This window comes from Acidicapsa borealis (assembly GCF_059115245.1).
This window is the reverse complement of record NZ_JCACNY010000001.1, coordinates 2,764,607-2,791,064: the sequence shown is the minus strand read 5'-3', so window position 1 is coordinate 2,791,064 and position 26,458 is coordinate 2,764,607. Positions and strand designations below refer to the sequence as shown.

The following is a 26,458-nucleotide window of genomic DNA, read 5'->3' as shown; positions in this document are numbered from 1 at the left end:
TGACTCGGTGTCCCGGCCTCTGCTCTACTCGAAGAATCATGAGCATTTGCATCGACATTCGCGCAATTCGAATTAGCAGCCCAACTCCATTTCGGGGCGCGCGCGGGAGTCGACGTCCGGTTTAGTTCCGAAGCAATTCGGCAGGCAATGTGAGCCACCTCCCGCAATGCGGTTGGTGGCTTTTGAATTTTCCGGGCTAAGATTAGCCCTCAGAGATTGAGGAGATTCCTCGTGGGAACAGCAACGCAACCGACTGTAAGTCTCGCCAGCATCGAAACCGCCCGTGAACGTATCGGGGATGCGATTCACCTTTCGCCATGCCAGCTTTCGCATCACCTTTCCGAACGCATTGGGATGCCGATCTTTTTGAAGCTCGAAAACCTGCAGCGTACCGGCTCGTTCAAGGAGCGCGGTGCACTCAATAAGCTGCTGACGCTGACTCCGGAAGAGCGAAAGCGCGGGGTCATTGCCGCTTCAGCCGGTAACCATGCGCAGGGTGTGGCCTTCCACGCAACCAAGCTGGGAATTCGTTCGCAGATCGTGATGCCGCAGGCGACGCCGCTGGTGAAGGTGGTTTCGACGCGGGGGTTTGGTGCGGAAGTCATTCTGCACGGGGCTAATTACGACGAGGCTTGCGAAGAGGCGTTGGCGCGATGCGTGCAGCAGGGGCTTACCTTCATTCACCCTTTTGACGATCCGGATGTAATCGCCGGCCAGGGAACGATCGCGCTCGAGTTGTTGGAGCAGGTGCCTGATCTCGAAGCGGTGGTTGTGCCGATTGGCGGAGGTGGGCTCATCAGCGGCATCGCCTGCGCGCTGAAGGAACGCAACCCGAAGATTCGCGTCATCGGCGTCGAACCGGAAAAGTTGCCGTCGATGCTTCGGGCACGCGAGGCTGGGACGCCGATCACGCTGTCGCCGCAGGCGACGATTGCCGACGGCATCGCAGTGCGCCGCGCCGGGGACCATACGTTGCCGCTAGTTTCGCGCTATGTGGACGAGATTGTGACCGTCGATGATGAAGAAATCGCGAGCGCCATCTTGATGCTGCTGGAGCAGGAGAAGACGCTGGCCGAGGGCGCGGGTGCTGCGGCTCTCGCTTCCCTGCTGCAGGAGAAGACCAGCCTTCGTCATCAGCGGACGGCGGTGCTGGTATGTGGCGGGAACATTGATGTCTCGCTGCTGGCGAAGATCATTGAACGCGGCCTGGTGAAGGATGGGCGGCAGCTTCGTATTCGGGTTTACTTGCTGGACAGGCCGGGCGCGCTTCTGCACCTGACGCAGATTCTGGCCGACCAGCGTGCGAACATTGTGGAGACGATCCACAATCGGTCGTACTACGGCGTGAGCCTGGCGGAGACCGTGATCGATGTGACGCTCGAAACGCGCGGAGCCACGCACATTACAGCCATTAGCCATGCGCTCGGCGAGGCTGGGTTCCGCTTCGAACGTATTCTTTAGAGGCCGCATGTACACGCCTGCCTTCAACAAAGTCGACGACCGCTCTGTGCTGCAGGAAGCGATGCGCACGTGGTCGTTCGCTATTCTCTTTGGACCCGGTCTGGATGGGGCGCCGACCGCGACGCATTTGCCGCTGGTTGTGCATGACGAGGGTGAGTTCGGCTCGCTGGAGGGGCATTTCGCAAAGGCTAACCCACACTGGAAGGCGTTGGCCGGGCGCGAGGTGCTGGTAGTCTTTGCCGGGGCGCACAGCTATATTTCGCCGACGCTCTATTCCAACCCAAAGTCCGTCCCGACCTGGAACTACATCGCCGTGCATGCAACCGGCGTGCTTGAAGTGATGGATGAAGATCCGGCGGATGACCAAGGCACGTTCGAGCGCAAGGACGCGCTTCTGAAGCGGCTGATCGCGGTCAACGAGCCATCCTACGCGGAGCAATGGGATGCGCAGCCGATCGGCTACCGGATCTCAATGGCCAATGGCATTGTCGGTTTCCGCATCCGCATTGCTAAACTCGAAGGCAAGTTCAAACTGAGTCAAAATCGACCAGAAGACGATCGCGCGCGGATCCAGGCGGCACAAGCTGAGGGATCGGCGGACGAACGAATACTTTCTGCGTGGATGAAACGTCTGATTCCTTGAGCGACAGTCCCGGGTGATTCGGCGAGGCTCTATGGGCGGACTACCGGCAATGGACGTTGCAATTCCGACTCGGTTCTCGGCGACAGTGTTTCGCCTTAAGGCGGCGCTGCTGCAAATTGCCCGGGTTGCAAGGAATGTTCGCGGAGGGATTCGGCGGCATCCGCAACATGCCGCTCCAGAATTCGTCCATTGCGCGGCGGCATCTGTAACGAGATTGTGGACGGACACGAACCCTTCGGAAGCCTGGCATCAGCGAGGAAAAATACAAAATCTGCGTGTGGCTGCAAGCCGGCTGGATGGGTGCGTGATTCCAGCGGGAGAGGTGTTTTCGTTCTGGGCACAGGTGGGCCGGGCATCCGCGCGGCGGGGGTTTGCGCATGGAAGGATGCTGCAGGAAGGTTGCATGATTCCATCCATCGGCGGCGGCATCTGCCAGCTCTCGAATGCGCTGTATCAGGTTGCGCTCGATGCCGGATGCGAGATTGTGGAGCGGCATTCGCACTCGCGCGTGGTGCCGGGTTCCGCAACTGCCGAGGGGCGAGATGCCACGGTGGCCTGGAACTATATCGATCTGCGCTTTCGGCCGAAGGTGGCGATGCAACTCCGCGTGCGGCTGACGGCAACCGAACTGCAGGTCTCATCGCATACTGTTGTCGCGGCACAAGCACCGGCCCAGCGGAATTTACTCCCCGTTTCGGTACCTGTCGTTTCAAACGATCATGCTTGCGAAAGCTGCGGGAAGACAGCTTGCTTTCGGCACGCAAGTGCGTCAGCCCAGCGAGACGAACGAGCATTGAACGTTGACCAGGAGGATGCTTCAAGAACTGTTTGCACAGATTGATGCTGCTGCGCTTACGCAGCAGCTTGGGCTTTGATATACTCGGAGAGTTGCCCCCAAGCGGAGGTGGCGAAATTGGCAGACGCACAAGCTTGAGGTGCTTGCGCCGCAAGGCATAGGGGTTCAAGTCCCCTCCTCCGCACCAAAGATTCCCGTCGTGATCATCCTGAAGGACTTAGGCAGGGATAGACCAGCAGACGAGGCCCAGGAAAGCAGTTCCAGAATGCATTTTTTGCTCTATACGGTTATTGTTCTTCACGTGATCATTTGCCTGTTTCTGATTGGCGTTGTTCTGCTGCAGCAGGGTAAGAGCGCTGATCTGGCCGGAACTTTTGGCGGTCAGGGTTCGCAGACAGCCTTCGGCCCGCGCGCGGCAGCCAACCTGCTCACCAAGATGACCAGCTGGGCGGCGGCTCTGTTCATGATCACTTCCCTTTCGCTGACGATTCTGTACCTGCGCACGACTGGTTCCAACTCTTCGGTGTTCTCTGGCGTTAAGGGACCGGCACCGGTTTCCGCACCTGCCAAGCCGGGCAAGTAAGCTCTTCGATCTCACGCCATAGGCAGGCCTTCGGGTCTGCCTTTTTCGTGCCCATTTTTGTCTCTTCAGGCTCCTATTCTAGAATTGACCTATGGCTGAGTCGACCGTCGTGATTGAATCCTTCCCTGTTGGGCCTCTCCAATGCAACTGCACAATTCTTGGCGACTCGGTGACGGGTGAGGCGATCGTGATCGATCCGGGAGAGGAAATCTTTCGCATTCATGCGCGGCTGACTAAGCTCGGGTTGAAGGTTAAGCAGATTCTCATTACGCATGCGCATATCGATCATGTGGGTGGAGCGCTGAAGCTGAAGCGGCTAACCGGGGCGCCGATTCTGCTCAATGAGAACGATCTGCCATTGCTGCAGATGATGGAGCAGCAGGCGGGCTGGCTGGGTGTGGATACGCCAGAGACGGAAGCGCCGGATGCAAGCTTGCAGGATGGGATGACGGTTGGGCTCGAAACCCTGCCGGGAGAGGTGATTCATACGCCTGGGCATACTCAGGGGAGCGTCTGCCTGCTGTTTGCGCCGCTGAACCTGCTGGTCGCTGGGGATACGCTCTTTGCCGGGAGCATTGGCAGGACCGATCTGCCTGGGGGTAATAGCCGGCAGATTATCGACTCGATTCATAGCCGGTTGATGGTGCTGCCGGAAGAGACACGGGTGCTGCCGGGGCATGGGGGCCTGACGACGATCGGTGAGGAGAAGGAACGGAATCCGTTCCTGGTCAAATACTAGTTTCGGCAATCTGCGCTAGCCGTTGTGGAAGTAGAAGATGTTGCCGTCGAGATCTTCGACGGTGAACTGGCGGATTCCCCAGGGCTTCAGTTCGAGAGGGTCCGTGATGTTTGCGGCCGTGGATTTGAGCTGCTCATAGGTCGCGTTGATATTTTCATCGAAGACCCAATGGATGGCAGGCTCGAATGACGACTCGCGTCTTCGGAAGAAGATTACGACGTTATCGCGTGAGACGGCTCCAATTTCCTTCTCGGGGGTTAGCCAGCCTATCTCAAATCCGAAGACGTCTCTGTAGTACTGCTGTGCGCGTTCGACATCGACGACCGGCAATTCTGGCACAGGCTGGCCTTTGATGATTCCCTTCCCGCTGGCGATCATGGAGTCCTCCGCTGCTCTCCTTTATCTGACGAGATTACTGATTCGTCAATCGGAATACGGTTCAGCTTCGGCATTCAAACCAAAAGGCTCCCGCAACCTGCGGGAGCCTTTTCGTCTTCTGATTGCTGCTTAGTTGCTGCTGGGGCCGCGTCCACCGCCACCACCGCCAGGACCGGGACGGCCGCGACGACGACGACGACGGTTGTTATTGCCGCCTGGGCCACCAGGGCCACGTCCACCACCGGGGTTTGCGGAAGGAGCTGCCGGAGCAACGCCATCGGCCAGATTGAAGTTCGGCTCGTTCTCCTCGTCGAACTCCTCGCCTTCGTCTTCTTCGGAGTCATCGCCGCCTTCGATCAGGATGGTGCTCTGATTGGAGGTGGGCTGACGCTCGTCGAATTCGTGACGGGGACGCTCAGTCCGTTCAGGACGGGCAGGGCGTTCGGGGCGCTCGGAGACTGGCTCTTCAGAGGCAGAGATTTCCGATGCGGGGATACCGATAGGACCATCACCGATTCCCAGCTTCGCCTTCTGTTCCTTGATGAGCGCCTTGCGGCTGAGCTTGATGCGGTTGCCCTCGATGGCGAGGACCTTGACCATGATCTGATCGCCTTCGCGCAGCTCGTCTTTCACTTCCTTGACGCGATGTTCCGCGATCTCGGAGATGTGGAGGAGGCCGTCGGTTCCGGGGAAGAGCTCGACGAATGCGCCGAACTCGGCCAGCCGGACAACCTTGCCGAGGTACGTTTTGCCCAGCTCGGGGGTTGCGGTCAGGTTGTTGATGATGGCTAGTGCCTGGGCGAGGCCGTCGGCATCGCTTGAAGCAACATTGACGCGGCCGGTGTCGTCCACATCGATCTTGACGCCGGTCTGCTCAATGATGCCGCGAATGGTCTTGCCGCCCGGTCCGATGAGGTCGCGGATCTTGTCCGTCGGGATATGTACGGTGCGGATCTGCGGAGCGTACTTGGAACGCTCGACCTTGGGGCCGTCGAGGTGGGCATCCATGGTGTCCAGAAGGAAGAGACGGCCAACGCGGGCCTGCTCCATCGCTTCCTGAAGGATCTGGCGAGTGAGACCGCCGATCTTGATGTCCATCTGGAGAGCGGTGATGCCCTTGCGGGTTCCGGCAACCTTGAAGTCCATGTCGCCGTAGTGATCTTCCGCACCTGCGATGTCGGAGAGGATGGCGTAGTTATCGCCTTCCTTCACCAGACCCATGGCCACACCGGCAACCGAACCCTTGAGGGCAATGCCGGCGTCATAGAGAGCGAGGCTCGCGCCGCAGACCGAGGCCATCGACGAGGAACCATTCGACTCCAGAATGTCGGAGACGATGCGGACCGTGTAGGGAGACTCGTCCGGGCTGGGCAGAACGGCGGAGATGGCGCGCTCGGCGAGTGCGCCGTGGCCCACTTCGCGACGGCCGGTGCCGGTCATGCGGCCTACTTCGCCAACCGAGAACGGCGGGAAGTTGTAGTGCAACATGAAGGGCTTCTTCTGCTCGCCTTCGTAGCTCTCGAGGCGCTGGCCGTCGTCGGTGGTGCCGAGGGTTGCGGTGACGAGTGCCTGGGTTTCGCCGCGGGTGAAGAGAGCGGAACCGTGGGTGCGGGGCAGAACGCTGGTTTCGATGGTGATCTCGCGGATCTGGTCGAAAGCGCGGCGGTCGGGACGGATGCGGTCGACGGTGACCTGGGTTCGGAAGATGCGTTCGCGGAGCAGCTCGTAGTAGGTGCTGAGCTTCTTTTTTGCGCCCGGATCATCCGCAGGAAGCTCGGCAACGAGCTCAGCCTTGATGCTCTTGATGAGCGCATAGCTGTCGGTCTTCGAGTACTTCGCGGTATCGAGAGCATCCTTGAGCTTGTCGCCAACCTTGTTGTAGAGCTCGTTGTAGTAGTCCTCGTCGATGACGGGAGCAGTGAAAGCCCGCTTGGGCTTGCCGGCGAGAGCAACCAGCTGGTCGATCGCGGCGGCGATCTTCTTGATTTCTTCATGAGCGAATTCGATGGCGGCGAGGATGTTCTCTTCCGACTCTTCCTTCGCGCCGCTCTCGATCATCGTGATGCCGTCTTTGTGGCCGACAACGATGATGTTCATGGTGCTTTCCTTGCGCTCGGCGTAGGTCGGATTGACGACGAACTCGCCGTTCACGCGACCGATACGCACCGCGCCAACGGTGGCGCCGAAAGGAATGTCCGAAAGAGCAAGAGCGCAGCCAGCGGCATTGATGCCTACGACATCAGGATCGTTTTCCTTGTCGGCAGACATGACCAGGGCGATAACCTGAGTTTCATTGCGGAAGCCTTCAGGGAAGAGCGGGCGGATGGGGCGGTCAATCTGGCGGCAGGTAAGAATTTCCTTCTCGCTGGGACGGCCTTCGCGCTTGATGAAGCCGCCGGGGATGCGCCCGCCGGCGTAGGTGTACTCGCGGTAATCGACCGTGAGGGGGAAGAAATCGATGCCCTCTTTGGGGTCTGGGGAGGCTACTGCGGTGGCCAGCACGACACTCTCACCGAGCGTCACAAATGCTGCGCCAGAAGCCTGTTTGGCGATGCGTCCGGTCTCAAAGACCAGGCGCTTTCCGCCAGTCAGCTCGACTGCTACTTCATGTTTCATAGAGTCCTCTTTCGTTTTGTCATTTTCATCATTATGGAAACTTGGGAGCCGGAATCTGCCGCAGCATTTGCGAGGAAACGAGGACGAATTCCGTCGAGAGTAGCGGCAATTCCGCTTTCGGGCTCCAGACGTGCAGAACCCGCGCAGAGCGTAAAACTCTGCGCGGGTATGTACTCATTTCTGCGGTGGCTATCGACAGTTACACCTTGGCCGCAGTCCCTTTGGAACGATGCAGCCGGGACCACAATCCGGTCTAGGCGATTCCTGGTCAATGTCGAGGTTCGCTTACTTGCGGATGCCCAGTTTAGCGATGATCTCGCGGTAGCGGTCCGTGTCATGCGTCTTCAGGTAGTCCAGCAGACGACGGCGTTTGCTGACGAGCATCAAGAGGCCGCGGCGCGAAGCGTGATCCTTCTTGTGGGTCTTGAAGTGCTCAGTCAATTCGACAATACGCGTGCTCAGAATCGCAATTTGGACTTCCGGCGAACCGGTGTCGGTATCGTGGGTACGAAAACGTTGAATCAGGTCAGTTTTTGCTTCGGCGGCTAACACAGCTATCTTGTTACTCCTGGTCTTCCAGAGTTTGAGACTCCAGAAAAGATCATCAAATCACTCAATGTCTCCAGCTAGATTACCACGAAACGGTACTCCGGGGGAATGGACGTACCGCCCGGTGGAGTTGGCTCCTGAATTCGATCGGGGCTGTGCCATCGCGGGAATCTTCGCCAATTCTGGCCGTCATGGCTCATCCACCGCCCAGTAATTGGCACGGGCTACGATGTGGGCTCCGTAATCGTCCACCGTGCGGACGCGCAGGGTGTGCAGGCCGGGGGTCGAGTGGGTGGGGTGGAAGCTGAGCAGGTAGCGGTTACGGGCATGCTGGGCAACCTCGCTGACGCGATCCTCGAAGGCCTTATCGCGCGTAAACGGAGCGTATTCGCCGCCACTCATGACGGCAATCTGCTTGGCGACGTTCTTTTTCATCAGCGCGGTGGCCATCATCAGTGTGCTGATCATGTTCATCGTCCGGTTGTCGCCGTTGTCCTTCATGTCATGCAGAATCTCAGCGCGGGAGGGGGAAAACGTGAGGCTGAGCACGAGCACGTCGGTCAGTCCGATACGCTCAACCAGTTTTTCCGGCTTCATGTTCTTGCTGCCGTGGTCGCGCTGTTCGCTTACCAGCAAAAGGACCCGTCGGTACTCCTTGGGTTGCGACTGGAGTAGATCAACGGCATAGCCGACCGTATCGAGAATGGCTCCGCCGCCGTCACCGGGCTGCATGTGGCGCAGATCGCTGGTCAGGTCTTCCGTTGACTTGGTGAAGTCACGGACGAGCTGGGGCTGGCTGTCGAATCCGATGATGGCGGCTTCGCTCTTTCCGTCGCCGAGGAAGAGATCGAGCAGAGGGCCGAGCTTGGCGACCTTGTCGAATTCGAGGCCTGCCATTCTTCCCTGCTCCACGGCGACGACAAGCGCAACCGGAGCTGTGTCCATATCTTCCTCGACCTTGATCTGCTGGGGAACGCCGTTGTCTTCGAGGATGAAGTCCTTGCCCTTGAGGCCGTAGATGACCTGGCCATGGTCTTTTTCGACCAGCGTCGGCACGAGTACGACGTTGGTGGTCACGCGCAGCGTTCCGGTCTGGTCCGGCTTAGGCAAAGGCTTTGGCGGCTCGGCTGGCGGCAGTGGCTGTTGTGCCTGCGCCGTTAGCCAAGCGGACCCAAAAACTCCCAGCACAAACACCCAACCTGCCCTGCGAACCGACGATTGACGCACACACGCTCCCAAAATCTCTGAACTCTCAAGACGTACTCTCAGCTTAGACGAATCAGGACGCGATTCTGCCTTAGAAGAAACAGCTCCCGATGCCTTTATGGAGTTCGGCACTCGGATGGGGTATACAGAAGCGGCACGCTGGGCTGACATTCAGTACGCATACACGCCAGGCAGCGACATGGTGACGGCGGCAGCCAGATGGATCCGAGGATTCGCGGTCCGGCTATGGGCTGCGATGCCACTGGAAAACAGACATTCAACCTGCCGCGGAGATGCCGTACTTTCCTTCAAGAAACTCCTGGAGCTCTGCCGGAAGTGCGACAGCCAGTTCCTGCCATGTAAGCAGCTTAAGGCGGCAGCGAAGCTCCGCCTGCCGCACCGCGCTTAATACCCTGAACCACTGCTCGATGAGATCAGGCCTCCGGGCATCGCAGAAGATGCAGAACGATTGGCCCAGCGCATGCGCCGCGAGGGTGCCACGGATCAGTTGATACCCGCCAAATTTCTCGTTCCTGAGAGGCAATTCTTCCAAGTTGAAGACCGCGTCAAGGTCGCGATAGCGGGCAAGCAGCCTGGGGCTTGCCCATTGAAAATCCGACTCGGTCAGCTTGGCTTCGACGAGCAGGTCGCCGAGCCTCATGTCGATCTCGGTATTGTCCCGTTTGCCGTTTGCGAGCGGAACGCGCGGCTTGTAGCCAAACTCCGGATCTGCACCCGGCTCCGTGTTCAGCAAACGAGACACCTCCGGTCTGGTGATCACGCCGGGATAGCAGAAGATGTTCATCAGCAGAGCATCCGAGCTGTTCGAGCAATCCAGCTCCTTCCATTCCCAGTTGGCGCGTGCGCGCCTCTTTTTGTAGGCAGTATGAACCTTGGCAAGTCGTCGCGACCACGCTTCGCTGGCGCAAATCCGCTGATAAGCCTTCGCGTGGAAGTTCCCGTGAAGGCCTCGCTCATCGCGCCCGAAGAGAATGCTCGGTACGGAGCCATCGGTGCGATCGTGGAGAAAGCCGCACGTCGCGGCCAGCCGCATACTGCGAAGACTCAATTCAGCACGCAGGCCAACCCCGTCGGGAATTACGATTCGCAATTGCGGGTACAGCGTCATGCTCCTATAATAGGCGAATATTCGGCGAAAAAGCCGATCCGATTTAAGAGCAGTTTAGGGGTCCGCAATCGATGACCAGGGCACCTCGAAAGATCGTTCACGTGGATATGGACGCTTTCTACGCGTCGGTCGAGCAGCGGGACAATCCTGAGCTGCGCGGAAGGCCGGTCGTAGTCGCATGGCGCGGCAATCGATCTGTGGTCTGCGCTGCCTCCTATGAGGCGCGGCGATACGGAGTCCGTTCGGCGATGCCGGCGGTTCGCGCGGAGAGGCTCTGCCCGGAGGCAGTTTTCATTCCTCCTGACTTTGTGCGGTACAAGGCGGTCTCGCGGGCGGTGCGGGAGATCTTCCAGCGTCACACCGATCTTATTGAACCGCTTTCTCTCGACGAAGCCTACCTCGACGTGACGGAAAACAAGCTGCAGCTTCTCACGGCGACTCGCGTTGCGAAGATGATTCGTGAGCAGATCCGCGAGGAATTGAACCTGACCGCGTCGGCGGGCGTCGCACCCAACAAGTTCCTCGCCAAGATCGCTTCCGATTGGAAGAAGCCCGACGGCCTTTTCGTGATTCAGCCGCATGAGGTGCAGGCCTTCCTACTTCCCTTACCTGTCGGTCGTATCCCGGGCGTCGGGCAGGTGACAGAGGCGCACATGAACGGCCTCGGCATCAAGACCGTTGGCGATCTGTATGCGATTGAGATCGCCACGCTGGAGCGTAACTTTGGCCGCTATGGTCATCGCCTGTACGAGCTGGCACGCGGCATTGACCACAACCCCGTGGTTCCCAATCGAGCCGGCAAGTCTATCTCCGCTGAAGACACCTTTCCGGAAGACATTCCGCTCGGCGAAACCAGGCCGCTGGTTCGAACTCTCGCCGAAAAGGTCTGGACTGCATCTGGTCAGAACTCGCGCCTGGCGCGAACCATCGTGCTGAAGCTCAAGACCAAAGAGTTCCAAACGCTGACGCGGAGCCTCACCCCGGCGGTCATGCCGTCGTCCATGCAGGAGTTCGCCGATGTCGCGGTATCGCTCTGTGAGCGCGTTCAGCTTGGCCAAGGGCAATTGTTTCGCCTGGTTGGCGTTGGCCTGAGCAATTTTCAAGCTGAGCCCGAGCCGGACGTTCCTCTTTTCGCGAACGGCGATCTTGAGAGTCTGCAGTCCTCAGCCTTTCACGAATAGTAAAAACCTCGTTAGACAGATCGCTTCACCCGCGGGGATTGTCGGAATTTGTACGAAATGGCACATAATGCATAGCGGCAGGAGCACAGCATCTCTAACGTAAGAATTTGACACTGACCGACCCGGCAGAATCAGATATCAATCTCTGCGATCATCAACAGAGTCAGGAGACACAATGCAACAGCGCAAACTTGGCAACAGCAGTCTCACAGTATCAGCCCTCGGCCTGGGCTGCATGGGTATGAGCTTTTCGTATGGAGTGGTGCATGACGAAAACGAGATGATCCACCTGATGCATAAAGCCGTGGACATGGGGATCAACTTCTTCGATACAGCAGAGGTCTATGGTCCGTTCACGAACGAAACGCTTCTCGGCAAGGCGCTTTCGCCCATGCGCGAGAAAGTGGTGATCGCTACGAAGTTTGGATTCAATCTGAATCCGGATGGCAGCCCCGGCTGGCAAGGGTTGAACAGCCGGCCTGAACGCATCCGGCAGGTAGCCGAGGCATCACTGAAGCGTCTGCAGACAGACGTGATCGACCTGTTCTACCAGCATCGCGTTGATCCTGACGTGCCCATTGAAGACGTTGCCGGAACAGTAAGAGAACTCATCGCGGAAGGAAAGGTCAAGCACTTCGGCCTCTCCGAAGCGGGCGCCGGAACGATCAGGCGCGCCCATGCGGTGCAGCCGGTCACTGCACTGCAGAACGAGTATTCGTTATGGTGGCGTAAGCCGGAGCAGGAGATCATTCCACTTCTCGAGGAACTCGGTATTGGCCTCGTCCCCTACAGTCCGCTGGGAAAGGGATTCCTGACTGGCAAGATGGATGCATCCGCGGAACTCGGCAAGAGTGACTTCCGCAGCCAGTTGCCTCGATTCGCGCCGGAGGCGATGAAAGCCAACCAGGCCTTCGTCGATCTCCTCAGTGCGATTGCCAAGCAGAAGAGCGCTACTCCTGCGCAGATTGCACTCGCATGGCTTCTGGCGCAGAAGCCGTGGATCGTCCCAATCCCAGGCACGACGAAGCTTTCTCGCCTAGAAGAAAATATCGGAGCAATCTCAGTTGAGCTCAACGCGACTGAGCTGAGCGAAATCGATACGGCTGCTGCGAAGATTCCCGTCGAAGGCGACCGGTATCCCGAACATCTGGAAAAAATGACAGGGCGGTGAGAAGTTGTTGGGGCGGCGATTTGCCGCCACGCGCAGTGGTTGGATGCATCTTCGCCTACAATATCCTTCATGCCGGCTCTCAGCTCTTCTGTCAGTCAAATATCAGTACTCGATTCTCATACGGCGGGCGAGCCTACGCGGGTCGTGATGAGCGGCGGACCGGATATTGAGGCTGCGCTCGGTCTCAAGCCGCTTGGCGAACGGCGAGAACTATTGCGGATGCAATTTGACAGCTTTCGCCGCAGCGTCATACTTGAGCCGCGCGGGTCGGATGTGGTGGTTGGGGCGCTTCTTTGTAAGCCGACAGATCCCGCTGCCGCTACCGGGGTCATCTTCTTCAATGACGTGGGGTACCTGGGAATGTGTGGTCACGGCACTATCGGAGTAGTGACAACACTCGCCCATCTTGGTGTGATCACCCCCGGCTTGCATTTGATCGAAACACCGGTCGGGAATGTACGTACTGAACTGCATGCAGATCTAAGCGTGTCTGTAGAGAATGTCCGGAGTTACCGGGATCAAGCGAATGTTTCCGTGGATGTTCCCGGATATGGCTGCTTCACGGGAGATGTTGCGTGGGGCGGCAATTGGTTCTTTTTGATTGGTGAACATGGGTATGATCTGCAGTTAGCCAATCGTTCTGGACTCGTTGCGGTGACCGTCGCCATCCGTGCAGCGCTTTCTGCGAACGGCATTATGGGACGGGATGGGGGGATGATCGATCACATCGAGCTGTTCTCCGCGCCCGAAGATCCTCTCAATTCCAGCAGGAACTTCGTTCTCTGCCCCGGTACTTCCTTCGATCGCTCGCCTTGCGGTACGGGCACGAGCGCCAAGATGGCCTGTCTGTTTGCGGACGGAAAGCTTTCCGCAGGCGAGCTATGGCGGCAGGAAGGAATTCTCGGTTCGGTGTTTACGGGGTCTGTCCAGCCGGATGGCGAAGGCGTTATCCCAACGATCACCGGGCGCGCATGGATGACGGCGCAGTCGACACTCCTTTTTGACTCCACCGACCCCTTCCGCGAGGGCATCCGTTTCTAATGGCCAGCTTTGACGTCATCGTGATCGGGGCTGGCATCATTGGCTGCGCCTGTGCGCTGGAGTGTGCGCAGGCCGGACTTCGCGTGGGCGTGGTGGAGCGAAATGTACCCGGGGGTGGCGCGACGGCTGCTGGAATGGGCCATGTTGTGGTGATGGATGATTCTCCAGCCCAGCTTGCACTTACCAGATACTCGCGCAGTCTTTGGCTCGACTTACTCGCAGAGCTGCCTCCTTCGGTCGAATATCAATCGCGTGGGACCATCTGGGTGGCTGCCGATGACGACGAGATGCAAGAGGTCCGTAACAAGCAAGCAACCTATCTCGCTGCGGGGGTTGCATCTACGATCCTCAATGACAGAGAGCTCGCAAGGGTGGAGCCGAATCTACGACAGGGTCTCGCAGGAGGCCTGCTCGTACCGGACGATGGAGTCATCTATCCGCCGGCTGCGGCTGCCTGGTTTCTCGATGAGGCTGTCCGCAGAGGCACCACTCTATTTCGAGGACACTCTGTTGTTGAAGTGACGAATGGTGAGGTGCGCTTGAGCAATGGACATTTGCATCGTGCGGCGCATGTTCTTATTGCCAGTGGAGTGGACATTGACCTCCTGCCGTGGCTGCCTATCCAGAAGCGCAAGGGTCATCTGCTCATCACTGACCGATATCCTGACATGGTGCATCATCAGCTTGTCGAGCTCGGTTATCTCAAGAGCGCGCATTCGCTGTTGGAGGATTCCGTTGCGTTTAATATTCAGCCGCGTCTTACAGGGCAACTGTTGATTGGATCTTCTCGTCAGTACGGGGATGAGGAGCGCGCTGTCAATCCGGCCCTGCTACGCCGCATGCTCGATCGTGCGCTGGAATACATGCCCGCCCTGCGGCAGGTTTCGGGTATTCGCGTGTGGACCGGCTTTCGCGCTGCAACGCCAGACAAACTTCCACTCATCGGTCCGACGCAAGATCCATGGATTCATCTCGCTGTTGGATTTGAAGGCCTGGGTATTACCAACGCGCTTGGCGCGGCCCGTATCGCGGTAGATCACCTTCTGGGCCGCACCCCCGAGATTGATGCTGCGCCTTATCTTCCATCGCGCTTTGAACTTGCATCTCTGGCTCCGTGTCATGAGGTGACTCGTGCCTGAACAGTCGATGGTTAGTCTGTCGATCAATGGGTTGCGCATCACGGTGCCGCACGGTTCGACTGTAAGTGTCGCCATGCTTACTGCTGGCGTTGCCTGTCGTACATCTGTGGTAGGTGAATCTCGAGGTCCTCTTTGCGGCATGGGGATCTGCTTTGAGTGCCGTGCGGTTGTCGACGGCCTTGCGCAGCGCCGGACATGTCAACTGGAATGTCGCGAAGGTATGGAAGTGGTGACACAGCGATGAGACAGACAATCACCCCTGTACGAAGTGTGGATGTTGTTGTCGTAGGTGCTGGTCCTGCCGGGATAAGTGCGGCGACTGCTGCGGCGAAGTACGGAAAGAGCGTTGTCATTCTTGATGACAACCGGGCGTGTGGCGGGCAGATCTGGCGCGATGGTGTGAAGACAGAGCGCAGTTCAGGAGAGCGGGAAAAGGCAGCGGCTGTCGCTGCTCTCCACGCTTCCGGCGCGGAGTTTCTTGCCGGAAGATGCGTGGTTGATGCGCCTCAGAGAAATGTCGTAGCGTCGATTGTTGAAGATGGCGGCGAAGAGCGAATTGAGCGCTTCCAATGGCAAAGTCTGATTCTTGCGACCGGAGCGCGGGAGCTCTTTCTTCCCTTTCCGGGATGGACGCTGCCAGGAGTGTTTGGAGCTGGCGGCCTGCAGGCTCTGGCGAAGAGCGGCCTGCCTGTGGAAGGCAAGAGAATCGTCATCGCTGGAAGCGGCCCATTGCTTCTGGCAGTAGCTGCATATCTGCAGGATCGAGGCGCGCTCATCGTATCGATCGCGGAGCAAGCTTCCTACAGTCGTTTATTGCCGTTTGCGGCTGGACTTATTACTGCCCCATCCAAGCTGCTGCAAGGAGCGCAATATCGCAAGGCTTTGTCGAAGGTTCCGTATCGGATTGGTTGCTGGCCGGTGGCCGCGGAGGGTGAGACTGCTTTGAAGTCAGTGCGGCTTACGAACGGCCGGCGCACCTGGACTGAGCAGTGCGATTACCTCGCCTGCGGCTTTCATCTCGTACCTAACACCGAGCTTGCTTCCCTGCTTGGCTGCCGGATCGAGGATGGCTTTGTAAGTGTTGATGACGAGCAAAGGACTTCCGTTGAGAACGTCTATTGCGCCGGCGAGCCTACTGGCATCGCGGGGCTCGGAGCGGCATTGATCCAAGGAGAAATCGCCGGTCTGGTTGCTGCGGGGGAATTGAAGCGTGCAACGGCGCTCTATGCTCGCCGCGACCGTGAGCATGGCTTTGGTAAGCGCCTCGACAAGGCATTCCGAATTCGGCAGGAAGTACGAAAACTTGCTGCGCAGGACACACTGGTATGCCGATGCGAGGATGTTCCGTTTGGACTGCTGGAACGCTATGGTTCCTGGACCGATGCCAAGCTTCAAACGCGCTGCGGAATGGGCCCGTGCCAGGGGCGCATTTGCAGCGCTGCCACTGAAGTCCTCTTTGGCTGGAAGACTGAATCCGTGCGACCACCGATCTTCCCAATTTCCGTCGCTGCGCTCAGCGATGAGAGCTCTATTCTTACAACCCAAGACACAGTTCTTCAGGAGATGCCATGCAATGGACAGGAGTAATGCCTGCCGCCACGACACCCTTCGATAGCAATCTTGCAGTCGATCACAATTTGCTCTTCCGACACACTTCATGGCTTCTCGACAACGGCTGTTCAGGCCTGGTAATGCTGGGTTCTCTGGGTGAAGGAGCGACGCTCGAACACGAAGAAAAGCTTGCCATTCTTAAGACGGCTTTGCGGGCCTCTGAAGCCAGGAAGACGCCGGTTGTGGCAGCGATCTCTTCCCTTTCCACTGCCGCGTCGGTGCGTCTGGCAAAGGAAGCCGAAGAACTCGGCTGCTCTGGCCTGATGGTTTTGCCTCCCTATGTCTACAGCACCGATTGGCGCGAAATGAAGGCGCACGTTGCGGCTGTGTTCTCGGCCACGAAACTGTCGTGCATGATCTACAACAACCCCGTGGCATACAAGACCGACTATCTGCCTGAGCAGCTCATGGAACTGGCAAGCGAATTTCCAAATCTTGAGGCGGTCAAAGAATCGAGTACGGATGTGAGAAGAGTGACTGCCATTCGAGCCATCCTTGGAGATCGGCTGTCCATTTGCACAGGTGTCGATGACGCTATCGTAGAGGCAGTCGGCGCTGGTTCGCGCGGTTGGGTTGCGGGCCTCGTGAATGCATTCCCCGCGGAATCTGTTGAGCTCTACAATCTCGCTGTCGCAGGCAAGCACGAAGAGGCATTCGCACTCTATCGCTGGTTCCTGCCTCTGTTACGCCTTGATACCGTGCCCAAGTTCGTCCAGCTCATCAAGTGGGTCCAGGGCGAGACCGGTACTGGCAACGCACGCGTTCGTCCCCCCAGGCTTGAGCTCGCCGGTGCTGAATTGGAGGAGGTTCAGAGCTTGCTCAACACAGCTCTCGCAAACCTTCCTCTGATCAAGTCCACTCCATTCCCAACGTTGCAAGAAGTATAAGGATGACAGGCACTATGACCGATAGCCCGGAGTTGACAGGATTTTCTATGATCGCTGGCCAGGTTGCAGAGAAGGTCGCCGGTGATGCCAGTGATCGATTCCATGCCTTCGATCCCAGCAACGGACGAGCGCTGCAACCGGGTTACGCGACTGCATCGCGACGCGAAGTTGATCTGGCTGTCGAAGCGGCTGTGGCGGCAGCTCCATCGCTGGCCAGGAGCTCCGGAGCAGAGCGCGGTCGCTTGCTGCGGACTATCGCTGACAAATATGATACGGCTGCGCCGCAGCTCATTGAGCGGGCTCATCTTGAAACGGCGCTCCCAATCCCACGTCTCACGGGAGAGGTCGCACGAACAAGCGGGCAGTTACGGCACTTCGCCAGCGTAGTGGAAGAAGGATCATGGGTAAGTGCACGCATTGAAACCGCAGATCCCGCAAGAACTCCGCCGAAGCCCGATCTGCGTTCGATGCTGCGTCCGTTGGGACCTGTAGCAGTTTTTGGCGCGAGCAACTTTCCACTCGCGTTTTCTGTGGCCGGAGGAGATACGGCTTCGGCGCTTGCAGCGGGCAATCCGGTCGTATTCAAAGCACACCCGGCACATCCGGGGACGAGTGAAATCGCGGGTTCTATCATCGCCGATGCGATGCGCGCTTGCGGCTTTCCTGGCGGTACGTTCTCGCTGCTCTTCGATAGTGGGCACGCGGTGGGCGCGGCTCTCGTGCAGCATCCTGATATTTGTGCTGTCGGATTCACTGGCTCTTTTCTCGGTGGGCGCGCGCTGATGGACCTGGTTGCGCAACGCTCTCATCCCATTCCCGTCTACGCAGAAATGGGTAGCAGTAATCCCGTGTTCATCCTTCCCGGTGCGCTTGCGGAACGCAGCCAGCAATTAGCTACTGGGCTGCATGGTTCGTTCACTCTGGGGGGTGGACAGTTTTGCACCAAACCAGGTCTGGTGTTTGTGGAAACGCAGCAGGCGGACAGCTTTACGGAGCAGTTACGTGCAGCGACCAGCAATGGTCCTGCGTTTTCCCTTCTCACGGCAGGCATCGCAAGCGCTTATGGGGGAACGCAACAACAGCGAGAGCGACTGCAAACTGCAAAGGGTGCGCACGGTGGCGAGGGCTTTTCTGCACAGCCCACGTTGCTTGAGACGAGCGGAAGTGAGTTTCTCTCCGATCGAACACTGTCCGAAGAAGTCTTCGGTCCTACGACCTTGCTGGTGCACTGCACTGATCGCGAGCAGATGTTGAACTCCGCACGCGGACTGGAAGGTCACCTTACCGCAACCATCCTGGGCACCGATGCAGACCTTCGCGCATACGCGGATCTGCTGGAGATTCTCGAAACCAAAGTGGGCCGGCTTATCTTCAACGGCTTTCCTACCGGTGTCGAGGTGTCGCATGCCATGGTGCACGGCGGACCGTATCCAGCCACGTCGGATGGACGGTCGACTTCGGTCGGTAGTCAGGCCATCTTCCGCTTCGCTCGTCCAGTGTCTTACCAAGGACTGCCGCAGGAGGCTTTACCCGAAGCTCTGCAGGATGGCAATCCTCTCGGCATACTTCGGCTGTGGAATGGGAAGTGGATTGGTCTGAATACCGTGTGATTTATCTCGACGAATAGCTTACTGCTTGTATCCTTGCCACTCGCCACGGCTCTTAGATGCAGATCGGGATCTGAGTCTTGCGACTTCAGATCCCGGCGGAAGGAGAGGATGGGTGAGCCATCCTCTCTGCCGTCTGTGTGCTATTTGGATTGACAGCTGAATGTTTAACCCACTCAGCTCATTGGATTGTGAGAGCAAGATTTGCGCTGCTGCTATTGCCATTGTTGTCTGTCACGCTGATCGCAATCGTGCTTGAGGAAACTACGTCTACAATGCCCGCTGTGCTGGAGGATCCGGCATAGGCTGAGTCGCCTCCGTAAACGGCGGTGATCGTTTGGCTTCCGGCGGGGAGTGATGCTGCGGAGAACGTAGCGGTGCCGGAAGTCAGCGTTTGCGAGCCCAGCGATTTTCCGCCAGACATGAAGGTTACGTTACCGGTTGGTGAGCCACTGCCGGATGCTGCTGTGACCTTGGCAGTGAGAGTTACTGGTGTGTTGAAAGCCGGGACGGACGACGAGAAGGACAGTGCCGTTGTTGTCGCGATCAATGGCTGCGTCTTTGCAGGGGAACTCGAACCCCCGCATCCAATAACGAATGACATGGAAGCGAAGGCTACCAACGCTATCAGGTGGAATAGGCGACGGCGGCGTGCTGGCAGGCCGAGCATCAGTAGCCCTGCGAGACTTGCCACACCGCCCGCACCAAGCCATCCGCGACGCGCAGGCGTATTGCTAGCCCGCGTATTCTGCTTGATTCGGAGCGGGGATACGGTTTGTAGGGTAAGTGTTGAGGTAACAGAGCCAGCGCTTGCTGCGACCGGAGTGCTGAAGGCGCAGGTGAGTCCGGCAGGCAAATTGGACGGGCAGGCGAATTTCATTACCGCAGCGCTTAGTGCGGTTGTGCCATTCGGTGTGACTGTGACCAAGACTCTACCGGAGGTGTTGGCTGCGATCGTCAGTGAGGCAGGGTCAATGGCAGCGGTGAATGCTCCGATGAGACTGACAGAAGCTGTGGCTGGAGAAGCTGATCTGTAGTTTTCGTCCCCGGAATAGGTCGCGGCAATGGTATTCGCGCCCGATTGCAAGGTAGCGGCGACGACAGTGATGGACGCACTCGAGAACGGAGTCGCTGTCGTCGAAGATGCAACGGTTACAGGCTGTGTGCCAAGAGTCTTTCCGGTAGTTGTGTTGGTGAAAATCACAGTCCCTGTAGGATTGACGCCGTTCGGCACGCCAGGAATGGAGAGCGTGAACGTGGCGTACTGTCCACTTGCGACCGAGTTTCTGCTTGCTGTCAGCGAAGTGGCCCCGGCGTTTGCCGGAATGATGTTGACCGTGAGGCCGGAAGAGACACTGGGCGCGAACGTTGCATCGCCGGCATACCGAGCGAAGAGTTGGTAGGTCCCACCCAGCATGTAGTTTGCCGGAATAGTGACCTGGCCGTTGGAGAGCGTGCCAGCGGCGATCGAGAGGTTGCCTGCAATCGTGCTGTTGGTAGTGATCCCTACATCGCCGCTGGGAGTTCCAGAGACGGATGTTGGAGCTACAGAGATGGTCACGTTGACAGGAGTGCCATACTGCGCTGTTGTCGTACCTGCCGCTGCGATGGTGCTTGTGGTGGGCAGAAACGTGGTTGAGGCTGTGCTCCATTCATTGACGAGATTGAAGGCGTTGACAGATCCGAGGCCGGTACTGAGGTCGTAGCCTGCGCCAGCGTCAAACCCAGGCAGGACAGCGAATTGATCGCCGGTTGCTGAAGCTGTGCAGTCCGTAGTTCCACTGAGGCATGGAACTGCATTTGTGCCATCGGTGATGTCGTAGAAGACGCAGGAGTTCCCGATGGCGACGTTAGCTGCACTGCAAGTGGCTGCGTTGCCGCTCTTGACGTATTGGGCAGTTGCGAGCTTGTATAGCGTGTAATTGACGTTACCCAGTTGCGATGCCGACTTCTGCTGGACCAGGGCTAGCATGCCGGCAAAGATGGGGCTTGCAAAGGATGTTCCGCCTGCGCCTTCAAAGGCGTTGTTCACGTCGCAGGCTCCGATCCCGGTGGCGTCAGACTGGCAATAAACATAGAGGCTGCTCCAGATGCCGTTGCCTGCCATGAGAGAGACGTCAGGCAGATCACGAACACCATCGTTGGGAATGCCCTTGATACCGTTTTGCCAGGCTGGCTTTGCGGTCCCGCCTGCGCACGCCGTAGCGTCGCTGTTGAGGATGGAGCAGTTGCTGGCGCCGCCCGAGCCTCCTGCCGTTGTGAGGAAGGAGTACTGTTCGTTCGCGTCATTGCAGAGTGCTTCCGTTGTTTTATCCGTCACGCCGCCAGCCTGGAGAACGGAAAGAATCTGCGTGCTGCCGCAACTGTCGTTCCACGGAGACTCAGGAATATAGCTCTTCGCAGACTGGAGGGTGGTGCTATCGTTATCGGTGTTCCAGTATTGATCAGGATTGACGAAGGAAGCATAGAAATCAGTACCGCCAACCGCAACGTTGTAGGGCGTGGATGCGAGGCCGCTCACGCTTAGGCCATGCTGTGCATAGGGTTGATTGCCATCGCATACCGCGGAGCCTGCATCGCCTGTGGCTACCAGAACGGTAATGCCCTGCGCCGCTGCCTGTTGCCAGATTTGGTTGTAATAGAGATTGCCCTGTGTGCCTAGCGCGAGTTCACATTCTCCGTAGCTTACGTTGAGAATGGACGCGAGGTTGTTGTTAATAATGTAGGCCGCGGCTGCGTCGATACCTGCTGAAGTCGCGGTGTCCGCTGCTACAACGAGGTCGATAGTTGCGTTTTTGGCGACTGCTCCGGCCCACTGCACGTCGAGATCAGCCTCGCCTTCATTTCCGTTGGGACCGGGGTTGACTCCGTAGTAGATGACGTTGAGCCTGGTGGCGGGAAGACCGAATGTGCTACGGAAGTAATCGACGTCTGCTGTATTGATATCTGTGTCACTGACGATCGCGATGGTTTGATCGGTGCCGTCAATGCCCGCATCCCAGAGAGACTTGAAGTTGTAAATAGTGGCAAGATCATAGGGAGCGATGGCATGCAGCGTCTGCCCCTGATACGGGGTGTTGAACTGCGGATGCGCTTCCTTCGACGAAGCCGCCAGCTTCCAGGAGGATTTGTCACGGCGAATGATTTGAGACTGTGTGTGCAGTGCTTTGCGCGGGAAGTTATTCAGCGAAGAAAAACCGGTAACAACCGGTGCGAGCGCTGCGGGGATCTGCGGATCCCCCGCGTTCGCGTAGTAGGACTTGCCATCAACCTGATAGGTGTGAAGTTCGGTATGAAAGGCTGCTTTGAGCTGTGCATGCGTGCCTGAAAAGAAGATGAGATTCCGGCCCGGGACTGGAGCTTCAACCTGGAGGCCATACCTTTCGAGCCACTGCGTGATCTTCTGGACATCCTGCGGTGCTGCTCCGAACTGGGCTCCAAATTGCTCCGGCTTGAGCCATTGATGGTAGTTGGAGGATTTGGGATTCTGCTGGTCGTCAAGAAGCTTTTTGAGCGATGCCTGCTGCGCATCGCTGCTCTTCAGCATGAGAATCGTTCGGCCGATTTGCATGGAGTCGGACACCGCTCCGCGATCTGCTGCGGCGGTGGCCAGAGGATGGCGACTGCCAGTCAATGCGACAAGACGGCTTTCGTCGATGGGCTGGGTAATCAGTGGCTGCGGGGCGCCTGGATGAGAGGCTGAAACCTTAGCGGGAAGCTGCGCCGATGCTGCGGCTGCGATCAATATAGACAAGAGAAGAAGTGCAAAGTTACGCCATAAATTCGAAAGAAGCAACATGCGGGTAGAGCCCTCCAAAATCGTATGTGTTGCCGGTCGCGCCTGCCTGAGCGCTTTGCATGCGAATGGCCGCAGTGCAGCATCTGCTGCGGTGCGGCCATTCGCCAAGTAATTACTGCTGTGTCTTTGTGACCGTCAGCGCAATCGTCTGAGTCTGTGTGATGGAGCCAGAGGTAGCCGTGACAGTGATGGTCGAGTTGCCGATGGGCGTTCCTGGATAGCGATTGCTGCTGCCGCATCCGCTCAACGTCGCCATGGAAACCACGGAGAGCAACGCGAAGGCGATGATACCCATCGTGCTGTAGATCCGGCGCCGGCGGGGAGCGACAAATAGAAGCAATCCGGCCAGGCTGAGACCGCCGGCGACCTTGCCCAGTGACTTGTCGCTGGCTTGGTAATGGTTATTGCCGGGCGTTGTGGCTACGATCACCGAGACACTGCCCGATTGACCTGGGCCGAGTGTGACGCTTGCCGGGTTTACCGCGCAGCTCGCTTCTACAGGAGCACCGGAACAGGCAAAGTTGATCACGCCGGCGAAGGTGCTGTTCGATGCGAGACTCAAGGTGATCGTTCCGGTTGCGCCCTGCTGAACCGCAAGAGTAGTTGTCGTGGGCGTGAGAGTGAACATGGGAGCCAGAGGGCTAATGCTAACCGTAACGGCGCCAGAGGATGCATTGTGATGATCATCCCCGGAATAATTTGCGGTGATTCTGTTCTGGCCGACTGGAAGCGATGAAGTTGTGAATGTTGCAGCGGCGCCGTTGAGCGGGGCTGCGCCGATGATTGCTCCGTTGTCTGAGAAGGTGACCGAGCCGCTCGGTACGAAGCCATTGGCAGCCTGGCTGACGGTAGCGGTCAGTGTAACGGCCGATCCCTGCGCAGGCGTGACGGCGGAGGCTGTCAAGCTCAGCGTGTTCGCCCCCTGATTGAGGAACTCAGCAGTGTTCAAGTTGCTCGTAACCAACAGATCTGCGCCACCGGTGTTGCCGAAATTCCCGGTAAAGAGATACGTTGACCGGACATCCTGCGCGGAATCGAGCTCGGTAAGCACGGGACCGAACGAGCCATGCTGATTCGGAAGAATCTGTACCAGCGGTACGTCCGGCGGGGGACGGAGAGGATGAGCGAGGCCGTAGTCATTATTCACCGTGGCAACTGCGAGATCCGGGTATCCGTCGCCGTTGAAATCTGCATAGGAACCCCAGAGTGCGTAGAAGCCTCCATCGACGAGGTTGGGCGAGCCGAAGTTGAAGTATCCCTTTGTTCCGAGTGACGGCAGCATGAGAACACCGGTAGTGTCGGGAACAGTGCTGAAGGAGCCGGCCACTGCCTGGCCCGCTGTGGTCAGCGTGAGATCCTGCAAGCCGTCATTGTTAAAGTCGCCGGGGATGATGTCGGAGACGATGTACCCATTGGCATTTTCGGTGAGAGCACCGGTATTGAAAGTGCCACTGCCATCGGCATTGTTGGGAATTGCGTAGACACTGTAGTAGGCGTCGATGTTATCGAGGTCATCCACGGCGAGGTCGAGGTTGCCGGGTGCTCCATTGAAGTTAATGAGCTTGACCATGTAGAGTGCGCCGCCAAGCTGGGTAAAGGTCGCGGGCTGATACGAGCCTGCTCCTGTCCCCAGGAAGGTGAAGTAGCCGGATGGAGTTGAGCCGAGGCCTCCGCAGGCGAGATCGCCACCGTAAGGGATGACGATGTCCGGAACGCCGTCGCCGTTGATGTCGCCAGCATCCGCGTAGTTGAGGGTGCAGTCGGTGTGCACGCCGAGATTGAGCGAAACAGGCGGTCCAAAATTGCCGTTTAGATCGCCGGTATAGAGCAGAACGCCGTACCCTGTGACGAGCAGGAAGCTGGTTCCCGAGCCACTGCGAAAGGTGACTGGCTCAACGAAGGCCGCGTTTTCGTCGTAGAGGGTCATGCCGGGGATGATGGTCTTGAATGTGAAGTTGCTGGTCTGATTCCCGGTGTTGGCGTGACCGTTGTTGATGCCGAGGACAACATCCGGTATTCCATTCACGATGGAGTTGGTGAAGTCATAGGCGATGACGTCCTGAAGGCCATCTCCGTTGAAATCGCCGGTGGCCTGCACCAGCAGATTCCCGCCAAGGATGTCGTGGTTTCCGGCTTGTCCTGAGACTGTCGGGGCGGCATAGAACTGACCTGCGCCAGCTGAATTCAATGAGCCGAGGTTGCGATAGTAGCCCAGGTGATTGAGATAGGCGTCGGTCCAGAAGAAGGAGTTATGGCCACTTCCGTCAAAGTCCGCCGGTTGAGGCTGCTGATAGCCGCCCATGCCACCCACGACCTGAGCCGGAAGGCCAAAGGTACCGTCGCCGGCTCCCGGATATATGAGGGCTGATCCCGACGTGTAGACGATCAGGTCCAGGTTACCGTCACCGTTCATATCCGCGAGATTGAGCGAGCTGATGTTGGGGATCGGCGAGCCTGTGGACGGAAGTGCAGCGTCATGGGACGAGACGGAGGACTTCTGAAAATCTTTACTTCTTGATTTGGTGAAGGCAGTCAGGGAGCCTGGGTCATTCTCGTTCGCACCTGCGAGAATCTTGGGCGCGGGCAGCACGGCGCTGGTGGTGCCAGGCTTGAACGGAATGTCGTAGATGGCACCGTCACCGTTCGCGAAGACAATATCTGTTGTCGGAACTCCGACACTGGCGCTGGGAGCGGCGTTGCCGCTGCGCTTGGAGGCGGAAGCGATCGGCACGCTGAGATTGGTCGCGTAGAAAGATCCGTTGCCCTGGTCGTAGGTGGTGACGGGAATAGCTCCTGCCTGAGGCTCTACGGGCTTAGTAAACGTTCCGTCGCCGTTGCTGGCAATGTAGAGGACACTCTCCCCTTGTTTGGCGGCGGTGTTTGAGCCATAGCAGTAGAGCAGGAAAGCGATCCCTGCCGGGGTGGCGCTATCACTGGTGACAACCGCAGCCTGACCCGGATGGGAGTAGTAGAAATCGGAAAATGCGGTGTCGCTCTCGGTCGTGGGCACGATGAGCGAGCCCGCGTTGTCCCCTTGATTGAGAAAGGTCTGCACGGCGATGGTCGTCTTCAGAGGCCTGCTGAAGTCCTGCCCGATGGTGATGGCCGCGACGTCGGGGTGACCGTCGCCGTTGAAATCGCCAACCAGCATGGCGCCGCCTTCAAACCAGCTTGCTCCGGACTGCGGCTGGACGGAGTAAGTTACGGCGTCGCCGAAGGTTCCATCGCCGTGGCCGAGCCAGACCGCAATCTGGTACTCACCGTTGTCTTCGCCAACGAGGTCAAGATTGCCATCCCCGTTGATATCCACGGCAACCAGGGCGGTCAAAAATGGAACCTGGGACTTGAGGCTGGCATTCGGCGGTAACGGAATGGCGTTGCTGAAATCCTGAAAGTTGCCTGAGTTGAGGAAGGTGGTAATCGAGCCCCCGGCCTGGCCAACTACGAGATCCGGCTTACCGTCGTTGTTGAAGTCACCGGTCACCGAGACTTCGATGGAGCTGCCGTCTCCGGTGGAGACACTGTCAATGGTGTAGAAAGGCGCCGCGACAAAGCTCGGAAAATTGGGACTGCTGCTGTTGCCTGCCCCTGTTGCGTCGAACTGACGAACGGCAGCGTTGACTTTCGAATCAGGGTGTATTCCCTGCTGGTGGGCCGTCCGAATGATTTCGGTGAGTTTCGGTTGGATTACGCGATCGAAGGGGGTCTTGAACTGGGGAGCGATGTGGCGGGTTGGGATGGGCGAGTTACCGCCAGAGTCCGCTGTCGTAGACGCGCCATGGTGTGCGGCTAAGGCTTCCGCCGTTCTGGGTTTTGCAGAGCTTGCACACCAGCCAGTGATCGCGGTGATTGCTGCAGTCAGCACGAATGCAGCCATCCGCCGACCGAAAGATTTCTTTCTCATACAACTCCTTGGGAAGTG

20 protein-coding genes and 1 tRNA gene are annotated in these 26,458 nt (G+C 58.2%); 14 read left to right on the top strand and 7 right to left on the bottom strand.

All coding sequences use genetic code 11. The features are described 5' to 3' along the window. The first annotated feature begins 231 nt into the window (after nucleotides 1–231). The 6 genes from AC5S27_RS11495 to AC5S27_RS11470 all read left to right on the top strand — a co-directional run bounded on the left by AC5S27_RS11495 (nucleotide 232) and on the right by AC5S27_RS11470 (nucleotide 4,222). Nucleotides 232–1,461, top strand: a complete 1,230-nt coding sequence (locus AC5S27_RS11495) for a threonine ammonia-lyase (protein WP_493934699.1) — start codon at nucleotides 232–234, stop codon at nucleotides 1,459–1,461. Nucleotides 1,462–1,468: 7 nt separating this feature from the next. Then, the gene (locus tag AC5S27_RS11490; RefSeq protein WP_493934698.1) at nucleotides 1,469–2,104 is read left to right on the top strand and encodes an FMN-binding negative transcriptional regulator; all 636 of its coding nucleotides are present in this window, start codon (nucleotides 1,469–1,471) and stop codon (nucleotides 2,102–2,104) included. A 31-nt stretch (nucleotides 2,105–2,135) separates the two neighbouring features. Beyond that, complete coding sequence (locus AC5S27_RS11485) at nucleotides 2,136–2,945, top strand: VanW family protein (RefSeq protein WP_493934697.1); 810 nt, start codon at nucleotides 2,136–2,138, stop codon at nucleotides 2,943–2,945. A gap of 57 nt (nucleotides 2,946–3,002) precedes the next feature. After that, nucleotides 3,003–3,087, top strand: a tRNA-Leu gene (locus AC5S27_RS11480). A 78-nt stretch (nucleotides 3,088–3,165) separates the two neighbouring features. Next, nucleotides 3,166–3,483, top strand: a complete 318-nt coding sequence (gene secG / locus AC5S27_RS11475) for a preprotein translocase subunit SecG (RefSeq protein ID WP_493934696.1) — start codon at nucleotides 3,166–3,168, stop codon at nucleotides 3,481–3,483. Nucleotides 3,484–3,574: 91 nt separating this feature from the next. After that, nucleotides 3,575–4,222, top strand: coding sequence for an MBL fold metallo-hydrolase (locus tag AC5S27_RS11470; RefSeq protein WP_493934695.1), 648 nt, complete (start codon nucleotides 3,575–3,577; stop codon nucleotides 4,220–4,222). A gap of 15 nt (nucleotides 4,223–4,237) precedes the next feature. Here AC5S27_RS11470 and AC5S27_RS11465 read toward each other — a convergent pair whose 3' ends face one another. The 5 genes from AC5S27_RS11465 to AC5S27_RS11445 all read right to left on the bottom strand — a co-directional run bounded on the left by AC5S27_RS11465 (nucleotide 4,238) and on the right by AC5S27_RS11445 (nucleotide 10,100). Then, on the bottom strand, nucleotides 4,238–4,600 hold the full coding sequence (locus AC5S27_RS11465; protein WP_493934694.1) for a VOC family protein: 363 nt from the start codon (nucleotides 4,598–4,600) through the stop codon (nucleotides 4,238–4,240). Nucleotides 4,601–4,729: 129 nt separating this feature from the next. After that, the gene (gene pnp, locus AC5S27_RS11460; protein WP_493934693.1) at nucleotides 4,730–7,216 is read right to left on the bottom strand and encodes a polyribonucleotide nucleotidyltransferase; all 2,487 of its coding nucleotides are present in this window, start codon (nucleotides 7,214–7,216) and stop codon (nucleotides 4,730–4,732) included. A 285-nt stretch (nucleotides 7,217–7,501) separates the two neighbouring features. Then, entirely contained in the window at nucleotides 7,502–7,768 is a 267-nt protein-coding gene (gene rpsO, locus AC5S27_RS11455) for a 30S ribosomal protein S15 (protein ID WP_493934692.1), read from the bottom strand. Between the two features lie 186 nt (nucleotides 7,769–7,954). Beyond that, nucleotides 7,955–8,992 (bottom strand): VWA domain-containing protein, encoded by a 1,038-nt coding sequence (locus tag AC5S27_RS11450; protein WP_493934691.1) that lies wholly within the window; start codon nucleotides 8,990–8,992, stop codon nucleotides 7,955–7,957. Between the two features lie 256 nt (nucleotides 8,993–9,248). Next, the gene (locus tag AC5S27_RS11445) at nucleotides 9,249–10,100 is read right to left on the bottom strand and encodes a PGN_0703 family putative restriction endonuclease (protein WP_493934690.1); all 852 of its coding nucleotides are present in this window, start codon (nucleotides 10,098–10,100) and stop codon (nucleotides 9,249–9,251) included. 71 nt (nucleotides 10,101–10,171) lie between these two features. Between AC5S27_RS11445 and dinB the strand changes: the two genes are divergently transcribed. From dinB to AC5S27_RS11405, 8 genes are all read left to right on the top strand, one after another. Next, entirely contained in the window at nucleotides 10,172–11,281 is a 1,110-nt protein-coding gene (gene dinB, locus AC5S27_RS11440) for a DNA polymerase IV (protein ID WP_493934689.1), read from the top strand. A gap of 175 nt (nucleotides 11,282–11,456) precedes the next feature. Further along, the gene (locus tag AC5S27_RS11435) at nucleotides 11,457–12,452 is read left to right on the top strand and encodes an aldo/keto reductase (RefSeq protein WP_493934688.1); all 996 of its coding nucleotides are present in this window, start codon (nucleotides 11,457–11,459) and stop codon (nucleotides 12,450–12,452) included. 69 nt (nucleotides 12,453–12,521) lie between these two features. Continuing rightward, nucleotides 12,522–13,493: a proline racemase family protein gene (locus tag AC5S27_RS11430; RefSeq protein WP_493934687.1), complete on the top strand. Its 972-nt coding sequence runs from the start codon at nucleotides 12,522–12,524 to the stop codon at nucleotides 13,491–13,493. After that, entirely contained in the window at nucleotides 13,493–14,632 is a 1,140-nt protein-coding gene (locus AC5S27_RS11425) for an NAD(P)/FAD-dependent oxidoreductase (protein WP_493934686.1), read from the top strand. The genes AC5S27_RS11430 and AC5S27_RS11425 overlap by 1 nt, the downstream gene beginning before the upstream one ends. A 7-nt stretch (nucleotides 14,633–14,639) precedes the next feature. Beyond that, complete coding sequence (locus AC5S27_RS11420) at nucleotides 14,640–14,876, top strand: (2Fe-2S)-binding protein (protein WP_493937305.1); 237 nt, start codon at nucleotides 14,640–14,642, stop codon at nucleotides 14,874–14,876. Next, entirely contained in the window at nucleotides 14,873–16,219 is a 1,347-nt protein-coding gene (locus tag AC5S27_RS11415; RefSeq protein WP_493934685.1) for an FAD-dependent oxidoreductase, read from the top strand. The genes AC5S27_RS11420 and AC5S27_RS11415 overlap by 4 nt, the downstream gene beginning before the upstream one ends. Beyond that, a complete protein-coding gene (locus tag AC5S27_RS11410) occupies nucleotides 16,201–17,130 on the top strand; it encodes a dihydrodipicolinate synthase family protein (RefSeq protein WP_493934684.1) in 930 nt (309 codons plus the stop codon). The genes AC5S27_RS11415 and AC5S27_RS11410 overlap by 19 nt, the downstream gene beginning before the upstream one ends. Nucleotides 17,131–17,177: 47 nt before the next feature. Beyond that, nucleotides 17,178–18,740, top strand: a complete 1,563-nt coding sequence (locus AC5S27_RS11405; protein WP_493934683.1) for an aldehyde dehydrogenase (NADP(+)) — start codon at nucleotides 17,178–17,180, stop codon at nucleotides 18,738–18,740. A gap of 178 nt (nucleotides 18,741–18,918) precedes the next feature. On the opposite strand, the gene AC5S27_RS11400 is transcribed toward AC5S27_RS11405, so the two are convergent. Further along, entirely contained in the window at nucleotides 18,919–22,536 is a 3,618-nt protein-coding gene (locus AC5S27_RS11400) for an Ig-like domain repeat protein (RefSeq protein ID WP_493934682.1), read from the bottom strand. A gap of 112 nt (nucleotides 22,537–22,648) precedes the next feature. Beyond that, nucleotides 22,649–26,440 carry an FG-GAP-like repeat-containing protein gene (locus AC5S27_RS11395; protein WP_493934681.1) on the bottom strand — a complete coding sequence of 1,264 codons (3,792 nt, stop codon included), beginning with the start codon at nucleotides 26,438–26,440 and terminating at the stop codon, nucleotides 22,649–22,651. Nucleotides 26,441–26,458 lie beyond the last annotated feature (18 nt).